The sequence below is a fragment of the Enterobacter cloacae complex sp. 2024EL-00214 genome, from assembly GCF_043945575.1.
Taxonomy (GTDB): domain Bacteria; phylum Pseudomonadota; class Gammaproteobacteria; order Enterobacterales; family Enterobacteriaceae; genus Enterobacter; species Enterobacter cloacae_P.
In genome coordinates, this window is the sequence record NZ_JBIMRC010000005.1 from 78,440 (window position 1) to 102,103 (window position 23,664).

Here is a 23,664-nt window from a genome sequence, read left to right on the forward strand (position 1 = left end):
CTCCGTTAGCCCAGCAACTGGTGAATGCGTTTTAGCCCCGCCACCAGCCTGTCGACCTCTTCCATTGTGTTATACATCACCAACGATGCACGGCACATCGCCGGAACCTGGTAAAACGCCATCAGCGGCATGGCGCAGTGATGTCCGGTACGTACCGCAACGCCGTAGTTATCGAGGAAGCTGCCCACATCAAAGGCATGGTGTTTCCCGAGATTAAACGCGATTACGCCCTGTCGGGTGGCTGGGCCATACAGGGTCAAATCTGGCACGCTGGCAAGCTCCTGCAGCGCGTAGTGCATCAGCAGCTGTTCATACTCCTGAATGGCGTCAAGGCCAACAGACGAGATATAAGCAATGGCCGCCCCCAGCCCGATAATACCGCCCGTGTTCGGCGTACCCGCCTCAAAACGCCACGGCGCACGTGCGTAAGTCGTCCCCTCCGACAGGCTGACGGTGGCAATCATTGAACCGCCTCCTTCCCACGGCGGCATAGCCTGCAGGATAGCGTCCTTAACATACAGCACGCCGATCCCCGTCGGCCCATAAAGCTTATGGCCGGAGAAGACGTAGAAATCGCAATCCAGCGCTTGCACGTCCACCGCGTGGTGCATCACTGCCTGTGCGCCATCAATCAGCACTTTCGCACCGGCCTGGTGGGCTTTTTCGATAATCTCTGCCACCGGGTTTTCAGTCCCCAGCACGTTTGAAACCTGGGTAACGGCCACCAGCCGGGTACGCACGTCGAGCAACACATCCAGCTGTTCCAGCTTTAACGTTCCGTCTTCGTTCAGTGGGATCACCCGCAGCTGTGCGCCAACACGCTCACACAGCATCTGCCAGGGAACGATATTGGCATGGTGCTCCATCTGGGTGATGATGATGTTATCGCCCGCGTGAACCTGTGCGTTGCCCCAGCTGTTGGCGACCAGGTTGATCCCTTCGGTTGTACCCCGCACAAACACCAGCTCTTCCGGCGAGCGGGCGTTAAGGAAGGCGGCAATTTGGGTACGCACGTTCTCCATACGCTGGGTCGCCTCTGCGCTCAGCGTATGAATACCGCGATGCACGGCGGCGTAGCCGTGGCGGTAGAACTCGGCCTCCGCATCCACCACCTGATTCGGTTTCTGCGCGCTGGCCGCACTGTCGAGATAGGCCAGCGGCAAACCGTTCACTTCACGGGTCAGCACCGGAAAATCTGCCCGTACTTTCTCTACGGGGAAACTCATACTTCGCCTCCAGGCAGACGCTGGCCAATACGCGTCAGCACCTGCTGTTTAAGTGCGCCATCGGAGAGCGCTTCCGTCAGTTCTGCGGCAAACGCATAGATGATCATCTTCTGCGCCGCCTGCTTGTCGATACCCCGGGAACGCAGATAGAACATCTGTTCGTCGTCAATCCGCCCAACCGTTGCGCCGTGGCTACACTTCACGTCGTCGGCATAGATCTCCAGCTGCGGTTTGGTATCCACTTCTGCCAGACGCCCCAACAGAAGATTGTTGTTGGTCATCTGCCCGTCAGTTTTGATGGCGTGCTGCGCCACGTTAATCAGGCCATTAAACACCGCGCGCCCTTTATCGCTGACGATGGTTTTATGCAGCTGACGGCTGTTGCAGTAGCCTTTGTTGTGCTCAAGCCAGGTACGCGTGTCACACACTTCCGATTTGACCGGCATTGCCAGGCTGTTGATACGCAGCGTCGTATTTTCACCGTTGAGCTGCGTGCTGGTGTTGTGGCGCAGCACGCCCCCACCCAGCAGGAAACTGTGGCTGTATGCGGTGGCATCTGGCCCCAGCAACAGATCGTTATGGGCAAAGTGGTGGCTTGCCGGGTTTTCAAACGCCAGCTTGATGTGGTGAAGATGCGCACTGGCGGCCACGTCCATCGTCAGCCTTGTACCGGTAAAATGACGAATAGCATTGAGGCTGGCGTAATGCTCAATCACCGTCGCCTCGGCTCCCTCCGCCAGCTCAAGATGGTGGCGATAGTGCGCGGTGTTGATCTCCTCGCCGTCCAGCCCCTGAGTGATATGCATCAGCAACAGCGGTTTTTCCGGGCGCTGGTTACGCCTCACGCGGATATGCGTCACAGACTGCGCCAGGCTTTCGGTAAGGTGCAGGAAGACCTCCGGCTGCACCGGTGCAGACAGGTGCTGGCGTTCGTCATTCACGACGACGTCAAAACCGCTGTGTTGTGTCTCGTCGCTCAGTTCCGGGCGGAACACACCGTCGACAAAGACCAGACGTACCGCATCCACGCTCAGCGCCAGCGCATCACGCACGGAGGCACTGACATCCGCCAGACGCGTCACAAACTGAGCGTTCAGCAGGCCTTCAAGCGGCGTGTATTTCCAGTCTTCATGCTTACGCGTGGGCAGGCCCAGACGCAGCATCTGCTGCAGATGCTGTTGCGCCTGTTCGGATCGCGTTTCACCCTGCGCTTCAAACAAGCGGTGCCATTGCTGGAGTGCATTACTGCTGTTCGGTAAGCCAGCCATAGCCCTGCTCCTCCAGTTGTTTAACCAGCGTGAAATCGCCGGATTTCACAATACGCCCCTGGTAAAGCACATGAACGTAGTCTGGTTTGATGTAGTCAAGAATACGCTGGTAGTGGGTGACGATAATGAACGACCGTTTGCCGTCGCGCAGGGAGTTAACACCATCCGCAACTATTTTCAGGGCGTCGATATCCAGACCAGAGTCAGTCTCATCAAGAATGCACAGTTCCGGCTCCAGCACCGCCATTTGCAGAATATCGTTGCGCTTTTTCTCACCGCCGGAGAAACCGACGTTGACCGAGCGGGTCAGCAGATCTTCCGGCATTTTCAGCAGCTTGATCTTCTCTTCCATCAAATCCTGGAAGTCAAAGCGATCCAGCGCTTCCAGACCGCGATATTTGCGCACCGCATTCAGCGCCGTTTGCAGAAAGAACTGGTTACTGACGCCTGGAATTTCTACCGGATACTGGAAGGCCATAAAAATGCCCTCTCCCGCCCGGTCTTCCGGGGACATATCCAGCAGATCTTTACCGTTAAACTCGACTGACCCGTTTGTCACTTCGTAATCTTCACGTCCTGCCAGCGTCGCCGAAAGCGTACTTTTCCCGGACCCATTTGGCCCCATAATGGCGTGAACTTCACCCGGCTTGACGTCAAAATTGAGGCCACGCAGGATCTCTTTATCTTCCACACTGACCTGTAACTCTTTAATACTTAACATGTGCTTTCCTTAACCGACGCTGTGTTCAAGACTAATGGCGAGGAGTTTCTGAGCTTCAACGGCAAATTCCAGCGGCAGTTCAGAGAACACATCCTTACAGAAGCCGTTCACAATCATAGAGATGGCATCTTCTTCGCTGATCCCGCGCTGCAGGCAGTAGAAGAGCTGGTCTTCTCCAATACGCGACGTCGTCGCTTCGTGTTCAAGCTGGGCACTGTTGTTACGGCACTCCACATACGGGAAGGTATGTGCGCCGCAGTCTGCGCCAATCAGCATGGAGTCACACTGGGTAAAGTTACGGGCATTGGTCGCCGTCGGCATGATTTTGACCAGCCCGCGATAGCTGTTCTGGCTATGTCCTGCGGAAATGCCTTTTGAGATGATGGTCGACCGGGTGTTTTTACCGATGTGGATCATCTTGGTGCCGGTATCCGCCTGTTGATAGCCGCTGGTCAGCGCCACCGAGTAAAATTCACCGATGGAGTTATCCCCGCGCAGAATGCAGCTCGGGTATTTCCAGGTGATGGCAGAGCCGGTTTCCGACTGGGTCCAGGACATTTTGCTGTTTTCACCTTCACACAACGCTCGCTTGGTGACGAAGTTCAAAATGCCGCCCGTGTTGCCATCACCAGGGAACCAGTTTTGCACCGTGGAATATTTCACCTCGGCATCTTTATGAATGATGACTTCGACCACCGCCGCGTGAAGCTGGTAGCTGTCACGAACCGGGGCAGAACACCCTTCGATGTAGCTGACGTAGCTGCCTTCGTCCGCCACCAGGATGGTGCGTTCGAACTGACCGGTTTTTTCAGCATTAATGCGGAAATAGGTCGACAGCTCCATCGGGCAGCGCACGCCTTTTGGCACATAGATGAAGGTGCCATCAGAGGCCACCGCCGCGTTGAGTGCGGCAAAGAAATTATCGTTACCCGGCACGACGGTCCCGAGGTACTTTTTCACCAGATCAGGGTGATCGTGGATAGCTTCACCGAAGGAACAGAAAATGATGCCCTGTTCTGCCAGCTTCTCGCGATACGTGGTCGCCACCGACACGGAGTCAAAAATGGCATCCACCGCCACCTCTTTACCTTCACGAACCGGTACGCCGAGCTGATTAAACGCCTCTTCCACCTCTTTGCTCAGGAAGCTGTTTTCCGCCCCGGTTTGCTGTACCACACCGGGCTGTGAGGCGCAGGTATCATCACAACTGCCGCAGGATGGCGCGGAGTAGTAGCTATAGTCCTGGTAATTCAGCTTGTCATAGTGCGCTTTCAGCCAGTGCGGCTCTTCCATCTCCAGCCAGGCACGGAAGGCATTCAGGCGGAATTCAAGCATCCACTCCGGCTCGTGGCGCTTGGCGGAAATCGCCCGCACGACATCTTCGTTAATGCCTTTCGCCAGTTCATCGGTCTGCAGCTGCGTGAAGAACCCCTCTTTGTAGTTAAGGTGTCCGCCGCTCCAGGTGTTCACATCATCAGTTGCTTCAGTATTACGAGACATAGCACCGCCTATACCCCAAAGCTTTCGCCGCAGCCGCATTCATTCTGGGCTTTCGGGTTATGAAATTTGAATAACTGGTTTAAGCCTTCGCGTACGTAATCCACTTCGGTGCCATCAATAAATGGCATCGCCTGGAGTGCGACGTACAATCTGGCTCCTTCGGTTTCAAAGACCAGATCGTCTTTCTCCGCCTGAGTGACGGTATCCAGCACATACCCAAAGCCCGCGCAGCCGGTTTGCTTAACACCTAAACGCAATCCCAGAATGTCTGGATTTTTCGCCACCAGCTCGTGGATATGCGCCGCAGCCGCTGGCGTTAGCGTTAAGCCGCGCCAGGCAAAGTCGGCAGGATTGAAGGTTTCTGAATGCAGTTCCATAGTTCCACCTCATCTGTTGAGCCACCAGGGCATAACATCATGTTAGTGATAACGATTATCACTTCAACCCCTTGCGAGCAGGGGCTTTCGGCTAAATCGCCCTTTCTGGCTGCTTTTATTAAGCATAGACCCTGTCAGGCGAAGCTGACGGGATGGATTTAATTGTTCAATGCATTGATAAATAATGCATTTATCAACAGAGATCGCCGAGGTCAGATGCAAATTAAAATATGCATCGGAAATGCCTATTTTTAAGATAGATTTTGAGACACCTGCGAACGTGTCATCGTCAATTCTGACGAGCAGTCTGACGACGACACCCTCCCGCCACAGATAACCCCTTATAAAACAAGAAAAGAAAATTTGGCACGTATCCTGCTTACTTGCGTTTACGGGACTGGGTTACCCAGTTAACTATCGCTTCATTTCTTAACAGGTCTGTTATTGATGAAAAAAATCGCAAGCGTCTGCCCCTATTGTGGTGCGGGCTGCAAATTAAATCTTGTCGTTGAAAATAACCGTATTCTCCGTGCCGAAGCAGCAGAGGGCGTGACAAACCAGGGAACCCTGTGTCTGAAAGGCTTTTACGGCTGGGATTTTCTCAACGATACCCGCCTGCTCACCCCCCGCCTGACGCAACCGATGATCCGCTACCACAAAGGCGAAGCATTCACACCCGTCACCTGGGAAGAGGCTATCCGCTATACCGCCCACAGGCTCAACGCCATCAAAACAGAGTTTGGCCCACGCTCAATTATGACCACCGGCTCCTCCAGAGGGACAGGTAATGAAACAAACTATGTGATGCAAAAATTTGCCCGCGCGGTGCTTAACACCAATAACGTGGATTGCTGCGCCCGCGTCTGCCACGGCCCTTCCGTTGCGGGTCTGCAGGAAACACTTGGTAATGGCGCGATGAGTAATTCAATAAACGATATTGAAAACTCAAAATGCCTGCTGGTATTTGGCTACAACTGCGCAGATTCTCACCCCATCGTCGCCCGGCGCGTGCTGAAAGCCCGTGAGAATGGCGCAAAAATCATAGTTTGCGATCCGCGACGTATTGAAACCGCCCGCATTGCCGATCAGCATCTGCAGCTGAAAAACGGCAGCAATATGGCGCTGGTCAATGCCTTTGGCTACGTGCTGCTGGAAGAAGAGTTGTACGACAAAAACTACGTCGCACGTTTCACTGAGGGGCTTGAGGCCTACCGGCAGACAATTAAAGATTATGCTCCCGAGAACGTCGAACACCTGACCGGTATTCCGGCCCGCGACATTCGCCAGGCGATGCGTACGTTCGCGGCGGCACCTTCCGCCACCGTTATGTGGGGCATGGGCGTTACGCAGTTTGGCCAGGCCGTGGATGTGGTAAAAGGCCTCTCCAGCCTGGCGCTGCTGACCGGTAACCTGGGACGTCCAGCGGTAGGCGTCGGGCCTGTGCGCGGGCAGAATAATGTACAGGGAGCGTGTGACATGGGCGTTTTGCCCAACATGTTCCCCGGCTATCAGGACGTGACCGACCCGGCGGTCAGGCAGAAATTTGCCGATGCCTGGGGAATAGACGTGAACAAGATGGACGATCGCATCGGAACACGCATCACCGAAGTCCCGCACCTTGCGCTGGAAGGTAAGGTCAAAGCCTATTACATCATGGGGGAAGATCCGCTTCAGACCGAAGCCGATCTGGGCCTGGTACGCAGCGGTTTCGGGGCGCTCGATTTTGTGGTCGTACAGGATATCTTCATGACCAAGACCGCTGAAGTGGCGGACGTACTGCTCCCGGCGACCTCCTGGGGCGAACATGGCGGTGTCTTTACCTGTGCCGATCGCGGCTTCCAGCGTTTCGGGAAAGCGATTGAGGCCAGCGGTAACGTGAAGCGCGACTGGGAAATCATCAGCCTGTTGGCAACGGAGATGGGCTACCCGATGCATTACGAATCTAACCAGCAGATCTGGGATGAAATGCGCGAGCTGTGCCCGCTGTTCTACGGCGTGACGTATGAAAAAATGGGTGAGATGGGCCATGTTCAGTGGCCGTGTCCAACGCTCGACCATCCAGGTACCCCGTATTTATACAAAGACAATCAGTTCGACACGCCTTCCGGCAAAGGCCAGCTCTTTGCCGCCACCTGGCGCGCTCCGGCTGAGACGCCGGATGAAGACTATCCGCTGGTGCTCTGCACGGTGCGCGAAGTTGGACACTACTCCTGCCGGTCAATGACCGGAAACTGTGCCGCGCTACAAAGCCTGGCCGACGAACCGGGCCGGGTACAGATGAACCCAGCCGATGCGAACAAACTGGGCATTGCTGACGGTCAGCTGGTGTGGGTGCGCTCACGTCGTGGCAAAGTCATCACGCGTGCCAGCATCAGTGAACGCATCAACGTCGGTGCGGTCTATATGACTTATCAATGGTGGATTGGTGCCTGTAACGAACTGACACAGGATAATCTCGACCCAATCTCCAAAACGCCGGAAACAAAATACTGTGCGGTTCAACTGGAGGCGATCGAAGACCAGCGCTGGGCGGAGGACTTTGCGGCCTCAGCGTATCAAACCATGAAGACGCGGTTGATCAGTGCGGTGAATATCTGATGGCACTGCCGGGTAAGGTATAACGCTTACCCGGCAACACTGCTCTACTCCAGCCCCTTCTCTTTTGCTTCCACCTCGCGATACCAGCGCGGATGGTGTTTCTTCGCCCAGCGACGGCTGACCTTACCTTCAATCATTCCCTTGATCGATCCTTTTACCCAAAACGCCATATACACATGAATAAGGATGGCGTGGATCAGAATGATGGCGGCGGTTGCGTGGATCAGTAAGCTCCAGCGCACCATCTTCACTGGGAAATGGTGGGCAAAATAAGGCCGCCAGATAATCACCCCGGTCGCCAGCAACACGAAGATCATACTCATGATGCTCCAGAACATCATTTTCTGCCCGGCATTGTACTTACCAACATCCGCCACCTTATGCTCATTGCCTTTCAGCACCTCAACAATCCCCTTCACCCAGGGAATATCCTGTTTATCCGGGATGTTGTGATGTACGAAACGCACAAACATAAACATCAGCGCAAAGAAGATCAGCACGCCAAAAAAAGGATGCAGAATACGCCCCATCTGCGGCGTGCCGAAGGTTTCGGTTAGCCATTGCAGCGTCGGGAAAAAGAGCGCAATACCGGAGAGGGCAACCAGAAAGAAGCAGATCACCACCGTCCAGTGGCAGGCACGGTCGATAAACGTCGTGCGCTGGATCATGATACGTTTACTCATGGTCGTTCTCCTCTTCGTCGTCATCCGTCTCCTTGTTTGGCCCCACACCGATGTAGTGATAAACCAGCCCGGCAAAAGTAGCGATAAAACCAGCGGCAGAAAGCGGTTTGAGTACTCCTTTCCACAGATTAACCGGCACATCAATTTTCGGTTCAGCTGGCAGGTTGTGATACAGCTCAGGCTGGTCGGCGTGGTGCAGCACATACATCACGTGAGTCCCGCCCACACCCTGCGGGTTATAGACCCCCGCCTGACCATAACCGCGTTTTTTCAACTGCACCACGCGGGATTCGCCCAGCTCCAGCATCTCTTTTTTGGTACCGAAATGAATAGCCCCCGTCGGACAAGTTTTAACGCAGGCAGGCTCCTGCCCGACGCTGACCCGGTCGACACAAAGGGTGCATTTGTAGACGCGGTTATCATCCGGATTAAGACGCGGAATATTGAATGGACAGCCCGCGATGCAGTAGCCGCAGCCAATACAGTGTTCCGACTGGAAATCGACAATCCCGTTGGCATACTGAATAATTGCCCCCGCAGACGGACAGGCTTTCAGACAACCCGGTTCGGCACAGTGCATACAGCCGTCCTTGCGGATCAACCACTCCAGTTTGTCGTTTTGCGTGGTTTCGCTAAAGCGCATTACCGTCCAGGATTTGGCGCTCAAATCCATCGGGTTATCATAGACCCCCTCGCAGTAACCCACCTCATCGCGGATATCGTTCCATTCCGAACAGGCCACCTGACACCCCTTACAACCAATGCAGATGGACACATCGATGAGCTTTGCCACTTCCGCTTTGAAATCGCGAGCCCGCGGCGGAGGCGTCAGACCGTTGGTTGCCGAGCGTTTGATAATATCTTGTGATTGCATGGACATACGCAGGTTCCCTTACGCCTTCTCAATGTTGACTAAGAACGCCTTGTACTCTGGCGTTTGTGAGTTAGCGTCACCCACCGATGGCGTCAGCGTATTGGCAAGGAAGCCTTTGCGGGTTGCACCTTCAAAGCCCCAGTGACACGGAATACCAATGGTGTTGACCTTGCGGCCATCAATGGTCAAGGTTTGCAGGCGTTTGGTCACCACCGCTTTGGCTTTGATAAAACCACGTTTCGAGGTCACCTTCACCGTATCTCCTGCCGTAATGCCTTTCTCATGTGCCAGACTCTCCCCGATCTCGATAAACTGATCCGGCTGGGCGATGGCGTTAAGTCGTGCATGCTTGGTCCAGTGGCGAAACAGCTCGGTAATCGAGTAGGTTGTCGCAACATAGGGAAACGCATCTGCTTTGCCCATATTGGCAATATCGTCTTTAAACACGCGGGCTACCGGGCTGGAGATAACATCCGGGTGCAACGGGTTTGTTCCAATCGGTGATTCAATCGGTTCGTAGTGTTCCGGGAACGGTCCATCGTTCATTTTGTCGATGGAGAAGAGCCGCGCTACGCCCTCCGGGTTCATGATAAATGGCCCGACATTGCTACCCGGTGCAGAGGCGTTGTAATCCGCCACATCCATTCCGGACCACTTTTTGCCGTCCCAGTGCAATAAGGCACGCTCTGCATCCCACGGTTTTCCCTGAGGGTCGGCCGACGCGCGGTTATAGAGAATGCGACGGTTAGCTGGCCACGACCATGCCCATCCCGGTGTGCAGCCCAGCCCGTACGGATCGCTGTTATCACGATTCGCCATCTGGTTACCCAGCTCCGTCCAACTACCGCAGTAAACCCAGCAGAAGCTGCTGGTTGAACCATCATCACGCAGCTGGGCAAAGCTGCTGAGCTGCTGACCCTTCTTCGCGATTGGCTGACCTTCATCATCAAACAGATCCACCAGCGCGACACCGTTGGCCTCACGGGCAATCTCTTCAGGATGCGGATCGCGCGGATTCTTATACGCCCAGGACATACTCAGCACCGGTTCCGGGTTCGCCCCGCCTTCCTGCTGGTACAGTTCACGCAGACGCGTAAACAGGCGGCCCAGAATTTTGCCATCATGCATCGCTTCGCCTGGTGGCTCAGCTGCAGCCCAGTGCCACTGTAGCCAACGGCCTGAGTTGGCGATTGAGCCATCTTCCTCCGCGAAGCACGACGACGGCAGACGGAAAACTTCGGTCTGGATATCCGCGGGGTTGACGTCGTTCATCTCCCCGTGATGCTGCCAGAAGGTTGATGACTCGGTGACCAGCGGATCAATAATCACCATGTATTTCAGCTTTGCCAGCGCGCGGGAAGATTTGTTCTTATCCGGGAATGCCGCCAGCGGGTTAAAGCCCTGTACGATATAACCGTTGATTTTGCCTTCCAGCATCAGCTCTGCCTGGGTCATCACGTCGTAGAGACGATCCCACTTCGGCAGCCAGTCATAGCCCCAGTTATTTTCAGCCGTTGCGCGATCGCCCCAGAAGCTTTTCATCATGCTGACGAAGAACTTCGGCGTGTTTTGCCAGTAGTTCACTTCGTTAAGGCCTAACGATGGGGGCGTAATCTGGGAAATATAGGTCTGATAGTCCGGCTGTTTTTCCGACGGCAGCGGCATGTATCCCGGAAGGTTAGTTGAGAGCAAACCGAGATCGGTATAGCCCTGAATATTGGAGTGTCCGCGCAGGGCATTCACGCCACCACCCGCCATACCAATATTGCCGAGCAACAGCTGTAACATGCCCGCCGCACGAATAATCTGCGCCCCGGCAGAGTGGTGCGTCCAGCCCAGTGCATAGAGGATGGTTGCAGTGCGATCCGGTACGCTGGTACTGGCGAGGATCTCACAGATGCGGGTGAAGTCAGCAACAGAAGTGCCGCACAGACGGTTGACCATTTCCGGCGTGTAGCGGTCAACGTGTGTTTTCAGCAAGTTCCAGACGCAACGGGGATCGCTGAGCGTTTCATCACGCCGGGCATTCCCCTGCGCGTCCAGCTGATAGAACCAGCTCGATTTATCATACTGGCGCTTGCTCGCGTCATATCCACTGAACAACCCGTCGTGAAAAGTATAATCCTCGCGGATCAGCAGGCTGGCATTCGTATAAGCGCGGACATAGTCGTGCTGAACGGTATCGTGCGCAATCAGATAGCGGATAACCCCCAGCAGAAAGGCGGTGTCTGAACCTGCACGGATTGGGGCGTAAAGGTCGGCGACAGCAGCACTGCGGTTGAAGCGCGGATCGACCACCACCACCGTGGCATCGTTTTTTGTTTGTGCTTCAACGACCCACTTAAAACCTACCGGGTGCGCTTCAGCGGCGTTTCCGCCCATCACCAACACCACATTGGCGTTTTTGATATCCACCCAGTTGTTGGTCATCGCACCGCGACCAAAGGTTGGTGCCAGTGCCGCCACGGTTGGCCCATGACACAAACGCGCCTGACAGTCGATGGCGACCATCCCCAGTGCGCGGGTGAACTTACCGTCGAGGATCCCAGTTTCGTTACTCGCTGCCGATGAGCAAAGCATCCCGGTGGTGCTCCAGCGGTTGACCGTCAGCCCCTGGGCATTTTTCTCAATAAAATTCGCATCGCGATCCGTCTTCATCAGCCGGGCGATGCGCTCGATTGCATCATCCCAGGAAATACGCTGCCATTTATCCGAACCCGGCGCACGGTATTCAGGGTAAAGCAGACGGTTATCGCTATGAATATAGTCCAGTACCCCGGCCCCTTTTGGACACAACGAACCGCGGCTCACCGGATGATCAGGATCCCCTTCAACGTGATAAATACTTTCCCTGACGTTTTTGGCGGTATCGCCGAGGCTGTACATGATCATGCCGCAACCTACTGAACAATAGGTACAGTTATTACGCGTCTCTTTTGCTTTTAAAAGTTTGTATTGACGTGTTTCTGCCTGTGCAGAAAACGATGATAAAAATCCGAGTGATGCGACAGTTGTTCCTGCCATACCCCCCGCGCAGATCTTGAAGAACTGCCTCCGGCTAAGCTCCATTTTTCCTCCAGCTTAAACTTAAGACATGAAAAGGGACAGAGATTATAGGGGTATTGTGTCTGATAAACCATTATCCATTTGTGGTTATAAGACCCTGATAAATGAGAGGGCGCATTCCTGTCAAATTCGGGACATTCTAAGGATGCATGTTGATGCATGCTGCTCTGTCTCTCATTTTCACGAAAAATTAAATTGTCTGCTTAGACAGCATCGATAAAGCCATTTACGACTTATACCAGTACTTAAATCGTAAATGCTTAAAGAGATATTTTTCTTAACAGGATACCTGGTATTATTTTTTTACTGGTTTCTGTTGAAGTTACTAAGAATAAAATATACGGACAGTCATTATGATGAATATCATAATAAAATTTATAACCAACAACTATTTAGAGAATACGTGGTGAATTGATTGCAATCCCAGTGATAGTGTACAAAAAAGGCCGCAAGCGCGGCCTTTTCTTCAGGTATTAATGGACGTGAACGCCCAACCGCCAGGCAAAGTAGATCTCTTCTTTGAGTTCATTTGAAGAGAGCGCCAGCAAATCAGCAAACTCCAGCTCAAGCTGCTTCAGCTTTTTCAGGTACTGCGCCGGAGACAGGTTGCTTTTATCGCGACGTATATATTCAATTGCCAGTTGTGTTGGGGTTATTTCAGTATCCATGATGTCCTCGCTTATGTACAAAACCTGACCAGTATATCACAGTCAACCGCCTGGTTTTTGACCAAATGCAAAACATCGGGCAACTTTACACAACCGCCGTCGTCAGGCGCGACGAACAGCACAGACGTTCCTGCTCATCGAGAATGTCTATCTGCCACACCTGATGACGTCTCCCGGCGTGGAGGGCGCGGCAGATCCCCCGCACTCGCCCACTGCGCACGGAACGAATATGGTTAGCATTAACTTCCAGTCCGACAACGTTTTGCTCGCCTTCGGTGCAGAGATACCCTGCCACCGACCCCAGCGTTTCGGCCAGCACGACGGACGCGCCACCGTGCAGTAAGCCAAACGGTTGATGGGTACGGCTATCGACCGGCATGGTGGCTTCCAGCTCATTCTCACCAATGCGGGTAAACTGGATATCCAGCAAACCCACCATATTACCTTCGCTCATGGCATTCAGTGCCTGTAGCGTCACTGCTCGTTTCCAGACCATCCGATAATCTCCAGTAAAGCCTGTAATGGATGGCGCACGCCGTTACCTTCGACACGTTTTACCTGGCTGCGGCACGAGTAGCCCGTCGCCAGACAACGATTTCGCGGTAAGCGCTGCATCGCCTGATGCCACGACAACTCGTAGATCCCCAACGACGTTGCATGGTTTTTCACTTCATGCCCGTAAGTACCGGCCATACCGCAGCAGCCGGCGCTGACGTTCTCCAGTTTCGCGCCAAAACGGGCGAAAATAGAGGCCCACTGGGCAGGAGCCCCTGGCAAAGCGGTCACTTCGGTACAGTGGCCAAAAAGATACCATGACTCACCGCGCACATCTGCCGTGGTCATCCCCTGTAGTGCGGCTGGTAGCCATTCGTGCACCAGCATGACGTGGAAATCGCCGCGTTTTTCGCCCAGCGTCTGTTTGTACTCATCCCGGTAGCACAGCACCAGCGCCGGATCGACACCGACCATTGGCATGCCCAGTTGCGCAACACGATTTAAGAAATCTGCGGTTTTCCGGGCCGTTTTGGCAAAGCGGGTCAGGAAACCTTTAATGTGCTGCGCCTTGCCGTTTGGCGAGAACGGCAGCACCACTGGCTGATAATCCAGCTTTTCAGCCAGGCGTACAAAGTCAGCCACCACCTGAGCATCGTAGTAACTGGTAAACGGATCCTGCACCACCAGCACCACGCGGGCTTTCTGCTCCGGGCTTAACGCTTCAAGTTGCTCCAGCGTCATGTTCGCCGAGCGGTGTCCAACCAGCTGGCGTTGCAAGGATGGCGTCGACAACAGCGGCAGATCCACCATCCCGATATGTTTTTCGGAGAGCTTGCGCACCAGCGGCTGATTGATAAAGAAGTTAAAGGTCTTCGGCGCTCTCGCCATCAGCGGCGCGTAGCTTTCCACTGTTGCCACCAGGTGGTCACGCATCGGGCGCAGATAGCGCGTGTGGTAAAGCTGCAGGAAGCGGGAACGGAACTCCGGCACGTCGATTTTAATTGGGCACTGGGTCGAACACGCCTTACAGGCCAGGCAGCCGGACATTGCCTCTTTCACTTCATGCGAGAAGTCATACTCGCCCTTGCTTGCATGCCAGCTGTTGCGGGTACGTTCGATAAGCGAACGCAGGCTGGCACCTTTCTCCGGCAGTTCCTGCTCCAGTTTCAGTGGATCCACCCCACGATCGGCCAACAAACGCAGCCATTCGCGCACCAGCGTTGCTCGCCCCTTTGGGGAGTGAATGCGGTTGCTGGTCATTTTCATCGACGGGCACATCGGGCTTTTCACGTCAAAGTTAAAGCACAGGCCGTTGCCATTACACTCCATTGCACCGCGCCAGGAGGTGCGTACCGCAACCGGAATTTGTCTGTCCCAGGTGCCGCGTTTGACGGAATCCACCCGTAACATCGGCGCGTCAACCCCCTCTGGCGGGCAAATTTTTCCCGGGTTGAGGCGGTTATCAGGGTCGAATACCGCTTTGACCTTGCGCAGCTCACCGTAGAGTTGTTCACCGAAGAAAGCCGGGCTGTACTCCGCACGGAACCCCTTACCGTGTTCACCCCACAGCAGACCGCCATATTTGGCGGTCAGGGCCACGACATCGTCGGAGATTGCTTTCATCAGCATCTCCTGCTGGGGGTCACACATGTCCAGTGCCGGACGCACATGCAGTACCCCGGCGTCGACGTGTCCGAACATGCCATAGCTCAGGCCGTGGCTGTCCAGCAGTGCGCGAAACTCAACGATATAATCCGCCAGATGCTCCGGTGGTACGCAGGTGTCTTCGGCAAAGGGAATGGGTTTGGCGGCACCTTTGGCGTTGCCAAGCAGCCCCACCGCTTTTTTACGCATCGCGTAGATACGTTCAATGCCGGAGAGATCGTTACAGAGCTGCCAGCCAATCACCCCGCCCTCGCCCCGGGCGATGAGCTCGTCCAGCCTCTGACAAAGCATCGTCACCTGACTTTCGATCAGTTCGGCATCATCACCCGCAAATTCAACAATATTCAGGCCGAGCATCTCTTTATCCGGCACATCGGTGATCAGCTCGCTCACGGAGTGCCAGACGATATCTTCCCGGGCCAGATTCAGCACTTTGGAGTCGACGGTTTCCACCGACAACGCCCGCGCCTCCACCATAAACGGCGCATTGCGCAGTGCGGAGTCGAAAGAGTTGTATTTGACGTTCACCAGGCGGCGCACCTTCGGCAAGCGGGTGATATCCAGACGCGCCTCGGTGATAAACGCCAGTGTCCCTTCGGAGCCGGTCAGCACGCGGGTCAAATCAAACTGGCTCAAATCATCATTAAAAACATGACGCAGGTCGTAACCTGTTAAGAAGCGGTTCAGTTTTGGGAATTTATCGAGGATCAGCTGGCGGTTATCGCGACAGCGTTCCAGTACGGTGCGATAAATTCGCCCGCTCGTGGTGTTCTCTTTGCCCAACGTTTCCGCCAGCTCAACCGGCATCGGCTGGGTATCAAGGATATCGCCCCCCATCAGTACCGCGCGAACGCCCATGACGTGATCGGAGGTTTTACCGTAGACCAGGGAACCCTGACCGGAAGCATCGGTGTTGATCATCCCGCCAATTGTGGCGCGGTTGCTTGTGGACAGCTCCGGGGCGAAAAAGTAGCCGTAGGGTTTCAGGTATTGGTTGAGCTGATCTTTAATGACCCCCGCTTCAACGCGCACCCACCCCTCTTCAGGGTTGATCTCAATGATGCGGTTCATATAGCGGGACATATCGATGATGATGCCCTGGTTCAGTGCCTGGCCATTGGTGCCAGTACCGCCGCCGCGTGGGGTAAATATCAGAGACGTAAATCGTTCTTGCGCCGCCAGACGGGCTACCAGCGCGACATCAGCCGTTGAGCGTGGGAAAACGACGGCATCGGGAAGTAGCTGGTAGATACTGTTATCGGTCGCCATCGTCAGCCTGTCGGCATAATTGGTGGCGGTATCACCTGTAAAACCCTGTTGCTCCAGTGCCTGCAAAAAATTAAGCACCAGCTGAACGACGCCGGGTGCCTGGGAAATCTGTGGGATCATTACTGTCGACCCTAATTAGAGTTGTGGATCCCCTTCATACTTCAAGCAGCAGATGCGTTGGCTGCGTCTACTCACCCTGGCCACATAGTTATCCATGCGCCCAGGGATTCGTTCACTTGCCGCCTTCCTGCAGCCCGAATTATTCAGGAGATAATCGTTTGCGTTGTGTCCCAACTTTTTATCACATTTTTTTCTTATACGCTCAGCAGAATTACAGGCAAAATCCGCCTGTCAAAAATCGCTGAAATCACTAATGATTAGAGAGACGCGGTTTTACGTTTCCGCCGGCCTGTCTGGCGTTCATTTAAGGAAAGTTTTATTTATGGTCAATCTCCGTCAGCCCAGGGATGTTGCGCAAATTTTACTGTCGGTGCTGTTCTTAGCCATCATGATTATTGCGTGTCTGTGGATTGTTCAACCTTTCGTGCTCGGCTTTGCCTGGGCCGCGACCGTGGTCGTCGCGACCTGGCCTTTACTCTTGCGTTTGCAGAAACTGCTCTTTGGACGGCGTGGTCTGGCGGTGCTGGTCATGACCCTGCTGCTGTTCCTGCTGTTTATTATTCCGATTGCGCTGCTGGTGAATAGCCTTGTTGACTCCAGTGGCCCGGTTATTCGCGCCATCTCCAGCGGCGATCTGACGCTGCCGGATCTCGCCTGGCTCAACAGTATTCCCGTCGTGGGCGCAAAACTCTACAGCGGCTGGCACAGCCTGCTGGAGATGGGCGGCAGTGCGCTGATGACGAAAGTGCGACCGTATATTGGCACCACCACTACCTGGTTTGTTGGTCAGGCCGCGCATATCGGCCGGTTTATGATGCACTGTACCCTGATGCTGGTCTTCAGCGCCCTGCTGTACTGGCGTGGTGAACAAGTGGCTCTGGGGATCCGTCATTTTGCCACCCGACTGGCGGGTAAACGCGGCGATGCGGCCGTTCTGCTGGCCGCTCAGGCCGTCCGTGCCGTTGCGCTTGGCGTGGTGGTGACTGCGCTGGTGCAGGCCGTGCTGGGCGGTATCGGGCTTGCCATCTCAGGTGTGCCTTACGCAACCATCTTTACCGTCGTGATGCTGATGACCTGCCTTGCGCAACTGGGACCATTGCTGGTGCTGATACCCTGCATTATCTGGCTCTACTGGACAGGTGATACCACCTGGGGCACCGTCCTGTTGGTCTGGAGCTGCGTGGTCGGGACGATGGATAACGTCATTCGCCCAATCCTCATCCGTATGGGAGCCGATCTGCCGCTGATCCTGATCCTGTCAGGCGTTATTGGTGGATTGATTGCATTTGGGATGATCGGTCTGTTTATTGGTCCGGTACTTCTGGCAGTGACATGGCGTCTCTTCTCCGCCTGGGTGCATGAAGTACCACCGCCGGGAACTGACCCGGACGTGATCCTGAGCGAACTGGAAGAGCTGGAAGACCAGAACAAACAGTAACGGTATGGCCGGGTAGCGCTACGTTTACCCGGCCTGAATTGCTCCCCGCAATACTTAACCATTGTTAAACTATTTATTCTCTGCGCACTGGTCTGACCCGCAAAACCAGCTGTAACTCTGTCATCCACTTCAAAAAATCTTTACGACTCTTTAACTATTGAGACGAATCTGATCGACGCAAAAAAACGCAATGCCTACTATTAGCTCACGGTTATAGATCAACACCTTGATTTATAAGCATGGAAATCCCCTGAGTGAAACAACGAATTGCTGTGTGTAGTCTTTGCCCATCTCCCACGATGGGCTTTTTTTTTTGCTTATAAAAACAACAAACCCAATGGCGAGCGTATTTAATCGTCTGGTAGAGTCCATAGTTATATTCTGAATTTGCGATTTCATCTGGAGGCTCAGCCTTTACTTTCAGACTTATTGGATATAGTCGGGTAATAGCAGAGTATGCAAAGCAATATTTTTAGTTAAGGAAAACGCCATGAAATGTGAAAATATTTTTTCAACTCTGATATTAACCTCCTGCGGGATGATTAACAGGATGGCAGTTGAAAGTGAGATCGAAAAATCAAATCTGGAACGGGTTCGTGGGGACTATTGCGCATGAGCAATGCGCAGCGTTATTCAAATGCCTGTTCCAGAACCAAACCGGAAGTGCGGCAAGGCACACAACAAACCTGTGTCGACGTTCCCGTACTGGAACGCGACAAAAATAACCAGGTTGTAAAAACTGGCGCAACCGAATCTCGCTGCGCTAACGGAACTTACACCTATACTGTTGATACCACGGAAAGATTCGGGGGATGACAAGTTCTATGCCAAAGCGCGTTTCGCCAGAGATGTATCTGATGAATTAATCAACATTATTGTGCCTTAATCATATGGGCTTCCTGTTACCAGGAAGCCCATCATATTTTTACTTGTTCAGCTCAGCCAGGCTCAACCAGGTTTGCACCACGGTGTCCGGGTTCAGGGACAGACTATCAATCCCCTCTTCCATCAGCCAGGCGGCAAAGTCTTCATGGTCGGAAGGCCCCTGACCACAAATCCCGACATATTTGCCCTGTTTCTTCGCCGCACGGATGGACATCGACAGCAGCGCTTTGACCGCCTCGTTACGTTCATCGAACAGCTCAGAGACGACGCCAGAATCGCGATCCAGACCCAGCGTTAGCTGTGTCATATCGTTGGAGCCGATGGAGAAGCCGTCGAAGTGCTCCAGGAACTGCTCAGCCAGCAGGGCGTTGGACGGGATCTCACACATCATGATGATCTTCAGCCCATTTTCGCCGCGCTTCAGACCCTGGCGCGCCAGTTCGTCAACCACGGCTTTCGCCTGATCCACGGTACGCACGAACGGGATCATAATCTCAACGTTGGTTAGCCCCATGTCGTTGCGCACGCGTTTCACCGCGTCGCACTCCAGCGCAAAACAGTCGCGGAAGCTGTCGGAGACATAACGTCCGGCACCGCGGAAGCCCAGCATCGGGTTCTCTTCTTCCGGCTCGTAGCGCTCACCGCCCACCAGGTTGGCATATTCGTTAGATTTAAAGTCCGACAGACGCACGATCACGCGTTTCGGATAGAACGCAGCACCCAGCGTCGCGATCCCTTCGGTCAGACGACCAACGTAGAACTCTTTCGGTGAGTCGTAGCCTTTCATCATCTCGCGGATTTCGCTTTGCAGCTTCGCATCCTGGTCGTCAAACTCCAGCAGTGCGCGCGGGTGTACCCCGATCATACGGTTGATGATAAATTCCAGACGCGCCAGCCCTACGCCTTCGTTCGGCAGGCAGGCGAAGTCAAACGCTCTGTCCGGGTTACCGACGTTCATCATGATCTTCAGCGGCAGATCCGGCATGGTATCCACGCTGGAGCTTTTCACGCTGAAGTCCAGGATATCGGCATAGACGTAGCCGGTATCACCTTCGGCACAGGAGACGGTCACTTTTTCGTCGTCCTTCATGCGTTCGGTTGCATCACCACAGCCAACAACGGCCGGAATACCTAATTCACGGGCGATGATTGCGGCGTGGCAGGTACGGCCGCCACGGTTAGTGACGATTGCCGCAGCTTTCTTCATGATCGGTTCCCAGTCCGGGTCGGTCATGTCGGTTACCAGCACGTCGCCCGGCTGAATGCGGTTCATCTCGCTGATGTCGTGGATCACTTTGACCGGGCCCGCACCGATGCGGTGACCGATAGCACGGCCTTCAGCCACAATTCTGCCCTGCGCGTGCAGCGTATAACGCTCCATCACCTGACCGCGCGAGCGGACGGTTTCCGGGCGTGCCTGCACGATAAACAGTTTGCCGGTGTTACCGTCTTTCGCCCATTCGATATCCATCGGACGGCCGTAATGTTTTTCGATCTGTACCGCCTGTTTCGCCAGCTCCTGCACTTCGGCATCGGTCAACGAGAAGCGGTCACACTGCTCCTGCGGCACATCTTCAATTTTAACCTGCTTGCCATGCTCCTGCGTCGGGGCATAGATCATGCGGATTTTTTTCGAACCCATCGTACGGCGAACCACCGCCGGACGGTTTGCCGCAAGCGTCGGTTTGTGAACATAGAATTCGTCAGGGTTAACCGCCCCTTGCACAACCATCTCACCCAGACCCCACGCGGAAGTGATAAATACCACCTGGTCGAAACCGGATTCGGTATCAATGGAGAACATCACGCCGGAAGACCCTACGTCGGAACGCACCATGCGCTGCACACCTGCGGACAACGCGACACCGCGGTGGTCGTAGCCCTGATGCACACGATAGGAGATAGCGCGGTCATTAAACAGGGAGGCAAACACATGCTTCACCGCTACCAGTACGGCATCATAACCCTGAACGTTCAGGAAGGTTTCCTGCTGTCCGGCGAACGAAGCATCCGGCATGTCTTCTGCGGTGGCAGAAGAACGTACGGCAAACGACGCCTGCGCATCATCAGCGGAGAGCTGGTTGTACGCATCGTGAATGGCTTTTTCCAGTTCCGGCTGGAAAGGTGTGTCGATAATCCACTGGCGGATTTGCGCCCCGGCTTTCGCAAGCTCGGTGACGTCATCAATATCCGTTTTATCCAGCAGGTTGTAAATGCGCTGGTTTACGCCACTCTGGTCTAAAAACAGGTTAAACGCATCGGCAGTTGTGGCAAACCCGTTCGGTACGGAGACACCCATACCCGACAGATTTGTAATCATTTCACCCAGGGAGGCATTTTTGCCCCCAACTCTGTCTACATCATTCATGCCGAGTTGGTTATACCAAAGCACCAGCGGTGACGAGCCATTGTTGGACATCGAAACAATCCTTTTGTGATATTTGATCGGAGTAAGAAACACCTGACTACGTATTTATACTGGCATATTTATTCCCGCTAAAAAAACGGTGAATCGTGTAAGCAATTTAAATTTTCAACTTTTCGGACACTTTCCCACCTGTCACTAACCCGATGATTCCTATATATTCGGGAAAAAACCATAGAAATAAAGCTACTACTGGAAAAATGAAATCCACTTTTCAGGAAAATTAAAAACACCATTTCATTTATAATTAGGATAAGTTCTTTGCTGTGTATTTTACTTTTTTAATTTATGCTTTCAGACAATTACGTACGCTATTCAGGGTGAATAAAATGGATAATGCTGTCGATCGCCATGTTTTTTATATTTCCGATGGTACGGCGATCACCGCCGAGGTGCTGGGGCACGCGGTGATGTCGCAATTCCCCGTTACGATTAACAGCATCACGCTGCCGTTTGTGGAAAATGAGAGCCGCGCCAGGGCGGTGAAAGACCAGATTGACGCTATTTATCAGCAAACCGGTATCCGACCACTGGTTTTCTATTCCATCGTTATTCCAGAAATTCGCACCATTATTCTGCAAAGTGAAGGCTTCTGTCAGGACATTGTGCAGGCTCTGGTCGCCCCGTTGCAGAACGAAATGAAGCTCGACCCGACCCCCATCGCTCACCGTACTCACGGGCTGAACCCCGGTAACCTGACCAAGTACGATGCGCGCATCGCCGCCATTGATTACACGCTGGCGCACGACGATGGTATCTCTCTGCGTAATCTGGATCAGGCTCAGGTGATCCTGCTGGGTGTGTCACGCTGCGGAAAAACGCCGACCAGCCTCTACCTGGCCATGCAGTTTGGTATTCGCGCGGCAAACTACCCCTTTATTGCCGATGACATGGATAACCTGATCCTGCCTGCCGCGCTTAAGCCGTTGCAGCACAAGCTGTTTGGCCTGACCATCAACCCTGAACGCCTGGCGGCTATTCGGGAAGAGCGGCGCGAAAACAGCCGTTACGCCTCATTGCGCCAGTGTCGAATGGAAGTCTCTGAGGTTGAAGCGCTGTACCGGAAAAACCAGATCCCCTGGCTCAACAGCACCAACTACTCGGTAGAAGAAATTGCGACCAAAATGCTCGACATCATGGGGCTGAATCGCCGGATGTACTAACAAGCTAGTACATCAATACAAAATCAGGTATCATGGTGCTCACTATTGGGGCGGAACCGCCCCGAACTTGAAATCAGCAGGGATTGGTTTAAGGTGATGCCCATCACTTCCCGGTAGTCTGCCGATGAAGCAAAAAATTTCTGAGATATCCCATGAATAAAACTGACGAACTCCGCACCGCGCGCATTGATAGCCTGGTGACACCGTCTGAACTGGCACAGCGGCACCCCCTTTCCGCAGGTGTTGCGGAACATGTAACGGCATCCCGCCGACGCATTGAAAAAATCCTCAATGGTGAAGACAAACGTCTTCTGGTGGTTATTGGGCCTTGCTCCATCCATGACCTGGATGCCGCAATGGATTATGCAAAACGCCTTCAGGGTCTGCGTGATAAACACCAGCAGCGTCTGGAGATTGTGATGCGCACCTACTTTGAAAAGCCGCGTACCGTCGTGGGCTGGAAAGGGTTAATCTCCGATCCTGATCTCAATGGCAGCTATCGCGTCAATCACGGCATTGAGCTGGCGCGTAAGTTGCTGTTGCAGGTGAATGAGCTGGGTGTACCGACTGCGACCGAATTCCTCGATATGGTGACCGGGCAATTTATCGCCGACCTGATAAGCTGGGGTGCCATTGGCGCTCGCACCACGGAAAGCCAAATCCACCGTGAGATGGCTTCAGCCCTCTCCTGCCCGGTTGGCTTTAAAAATGGTACCGATGGCAACACCCGTATTGCCGTCGATGCGATCCGTGCTTCACGTGCCAGCCATATGTTCCTCTCCCCGGATAAAAACGGCCAGATGACCATTTACCAGACCAGCGGCAACCCGTACGGGCATATCATTATGCGTGGCGGTAAAAAACCGAACTATCACGCACAGGATATCGCCGCAGCCTGCGAAACGCTGGCCGAATTTGACCTGCCGGAACACCTGGTTGTGGATTTCAGCCACGGTAACTGCCAGAAACAGCATCGTCGCCAGCTGGATGTTTGCGATGAGGTCTGCCAGCAGATCCGCAGCGGCTCCAGCGCCATTGCCGGTATTATGGCCGAAAGCTTCATCAAGGAAGGTACGCAGAAAATTGTTGCCGGGCAGCCGATGGTGTACGGTCAGTCTATTACCGACCCATGCCTGAGCTGGGAAGATACCGAACTGCTGCTGGAGAAACTGGCAGCGGCAGTTGATAGTCGCTTCTGAAAAATGGTCCGTTATTGCCTGGTG

At 54.0% G+C, this 23,664-nt stretch carries 17 protein-coding genes and 1 other RNA gene; 6 read left to right on the plus strand and 12 right to left on the minus strand.

Annotation, left to right across the window (positions count from 1 at the left end; all coding sequences use genetic code 11):
- Positions 1-5: 5 nt before the first annotated feature.
- From sufS to sufA, 5 genes are read right to left on the minus strand one after another with little or no spacing between them, the layout of a single operon-like run.
- The gene (sufS, locus tag ACHHZ6_RS07495) at positions 6-1,226 is read right to left on the minus strand and encodes a cysteine desulfurase SufS (RefSeq protein ID WP_182271180.1); all 1,221 of its coding nucleotides are present in this window, start codon (positions 1,224-1,226) and stop codon (positions 6-8) included.
- Complete coding sequence (sufD, locus tag ACHHZ6_RS07500; protein ID WP_182918556.1) at positions 1,223-2,494, minus strand: Fe-S cluster assembly protein SufD; 1,272 nt, start codon at positions 2,492-2,494, stop codon at positions 1,223-1,225. Before sufD ends, sufS begins: the two co-directional genes overlap by 4 nt.
- Positions 2,469-3,215 carry a Fe-S cluster assembly ATPase SufC gene (gene sufC, locus ACHHZ6_RS07505; RefSeq protein WP_395122048.1) on the minus strand — a complete coding sequence of 249 codons (747 nt, stop codon included), beginning with the start codon at positions 3,213-3,215 and terminating at the stop codon, positions 2,469-2,471. Before sufC ends, sufD begins: the two co-directional genes overlap by 26 nt.
- A gap of 9 nt (positions 3,216-3,224) precedes the next feature.
- Positions 3,225-4,715: a Fe-S cluster assembly protein SufB gene (gene sufB, locus ACHHZ6_RS07510; RefSeq protein WP_395122049.1), complete on the minus strand. Its 1,491-nt coding sequence runs from the start codon at positions 4,713-4,715 to the stop codon at positions 3,225-3,227.
- Positions 4,716-4,723: 8 nt separating this feature from the next.
- Positions 4,724-5,092, minus strand: a complete 369-nt coding sequence (gene sufA / locus ACHHZ6_RS07515; RefSeq protein WP_182271176.1) for a Fe-S cluster assembly scaffold SufA — start codon at positions 5,090-5,092, stop codon at positions 4,724-4,726.
- Positions 5,093-5,539: 447 nt separating this feature from the next.
- Here sufA and fdhF point away from each other — a divergent pair, with 447 nt between their 5' ends.
- Positions 5,540-7,690 (plus strand): formate dehydrogenase subunit alpha, encoded by a 2,151-nt coding sequence (gene fdhF, locus ACHHZ6_RS07520; RefSeq protein WP_182271175.1) that lies wholly within the window; start codon positions 5,540-5,542, stop codon positions 7,688-7,690.
- Positions 7,691-7,734: 44 nt separating this feature from the next.
- Here the strand turns inward: fdhF and fdnI are convergent, their stop codons facing one another.
- The 6 genes from fdnI to ACHHZ6_RS07550 form a co-directional block, all read right to left on the minus strand.
- A complete protein-coding gene (fdnI, locus tag ACHHZ6_RS07525; RefSeq protein ID WP_182918559.1) occupies positions 7,735-8,373 on the minus strand; it encodes a formate dehydrogenase-N subunit gamma in 639 nt (212 codons plus the stop codon).
- Positions 8,366-9,253 (minus strand): formate dehydrogenase subunit beta, encoded by an 888-nt coding sequence (fdxH, locus tag ACHHZ6_RS07530; protein ID WP_182271173.1) that lies wholly within the window; start codon positions 9,251-9,253, stop codon positions 8,366-8,368. The genes fdnI and fdxH overlap by 8 nt, the downstream gene beginning before the upstream one ends.
- A 12-nt stretch (positions 9,254-9,265) precedes the next feature.
- The gene (gene fdnG / locus ACHHZ6_RS07535; protein WP_395122050.1) at positions 9,266-12,316 is read right to left on the minus strand and encodes a formate dehydrogenase-N subunit alpha; all 3,051 of its coding nucleotides are present in this window, start codon (positions 12,314-12,316) and stop codon (positions 9,266-9,268) included.
- A gap of 470 nt (positions 12,317-12,786) precedes the next feature.
- On the minus strand, positions 12,787-12,981 hold the full coding sequence (locus ACHHZ6_RS07540) for a YdiH family protein (protein ID WP_131634415.1): 195 nt from the start codon (positions 12,979-12,981) through the stop codon (positions 12,787-12,789).
- Between the two features lie 85 nt (positions 12,982-13,066).
- On the minus strand, positions 13,067-13,477 hold the full coding sequence (menI, locus tag ACHHZ6_RS07545) for a 1,4-dihydroxy-2-naphthoyl-CoA hydrolase (protein WP_395122051.1): 411 nt from the start codon (positions 13,475-13,477) through the stop codon (positions 13,067-13,069).
- Positions 13,456-16,530, minus strand: coding sequence for an FAD-binding and (Fe-S)-binding domain-containing protein (locus tag ACHHZ6_RS07550; protein ID WP_395122052.1), 3,075 nt, complete (start codon positions 16,528-16,530; stop codon positions 13,456-13,458). The genes menI and ACHHZ6_RS07550 overlap by 22 nt, the downstream gene beginning before the upstream one ends.
- Before the next feature lie 322 nt (positions 16,531-16,852).
- Between ACHHZ6_RS07550 and ydiK the strand changes: the two genes are divergently transcribed.
- From ydiK to ACHHZ6_RS07565, 3 genes are all read left to right on the plus strand, one after another.
- Complete coding sequence (gene ydiK, locus ACHHZ6_RS07555; protein WP_395122053.1) at positions 16,853-17,968, plus strand: AI-2E family transporter YdiK; 1,116 nt, start codon at positions 16,853-16,855, stop codon at positions 17,966-17,968.
- 207 nt (positions 17,969-18,175) lie between these two features.
- An RNA gene (gene rprA / locus ACHHZ6_RS07560) (antisense sRNA RprA) lies at positions 18,176-18,283 on the plus strand.
- Positions 18,284-18,580: 297 nt separating this feature from the next.
- Positions 18,581-18,784: a hypothetical protein gene (locus ACHHZ6_RS07565; RefSeq protein WP_395122054.1), complete on the plus strand. Its 204-nt coding sequence runs from the start codon at positions 18,581-18,583 to the stop codon at positions 18,782-18,784.
- 109 nt (positions 18,785-18,893) lie between these two features.
- On the opposite strand, the gene ppsA is transcribed toward ACHHZ6_RS07565, so the two are convergent.
- Positions 18,894-21,272: a phosphoenolpyruvate synthase gene (gene ppsA, locus ACHHZ6_RS07570; RefSeq protein ID WP_182271168.1), complete on the minus strand. Its 2,379-nt coding sequence runs from the start codon at positions 21,270-21,272 to the stop codon at positions 18,894-18,896.
- Positions 21,273-21,607: 335 nt separating this feature from the next.
- Between ppsA and ppsR the strand changes: the two genes are divergently transcribed.
- The gene (gene ppsR, locus ACHHZ6_RS07575) at positions 21,608-22,441 is read left to right on the plus strand and encodes a posphoenolpyruvate synthetase regulatory kinase/phosphorylase PpsR (RefSeq protein WP_182271167.1); all 834 of its coding nucleotides are present in this window, start codon (positions 21,608-21,610) and stop codon (positions 22,439-22,441) included.
- A 152-nt stretch (positions 22,442-22,593) separates the two neighbouring features.
- The gene (gene aroH / locus ACHHZ6_RS07580; RefSeq protein ID WP_196391188.1) at positions 22,594-23,640 is read left to right on the plus strand and encodes a 3-deoxy-7-phosphoheptulonate synthase AroH; all 1,047 of its coding nucleotides are present in this window, start codon (positions 22,594-22,596) and stop codon (positions 23,638-23,640) included.
- Positions 23,641-23,664: the final 24 nt, after the last annotated feature.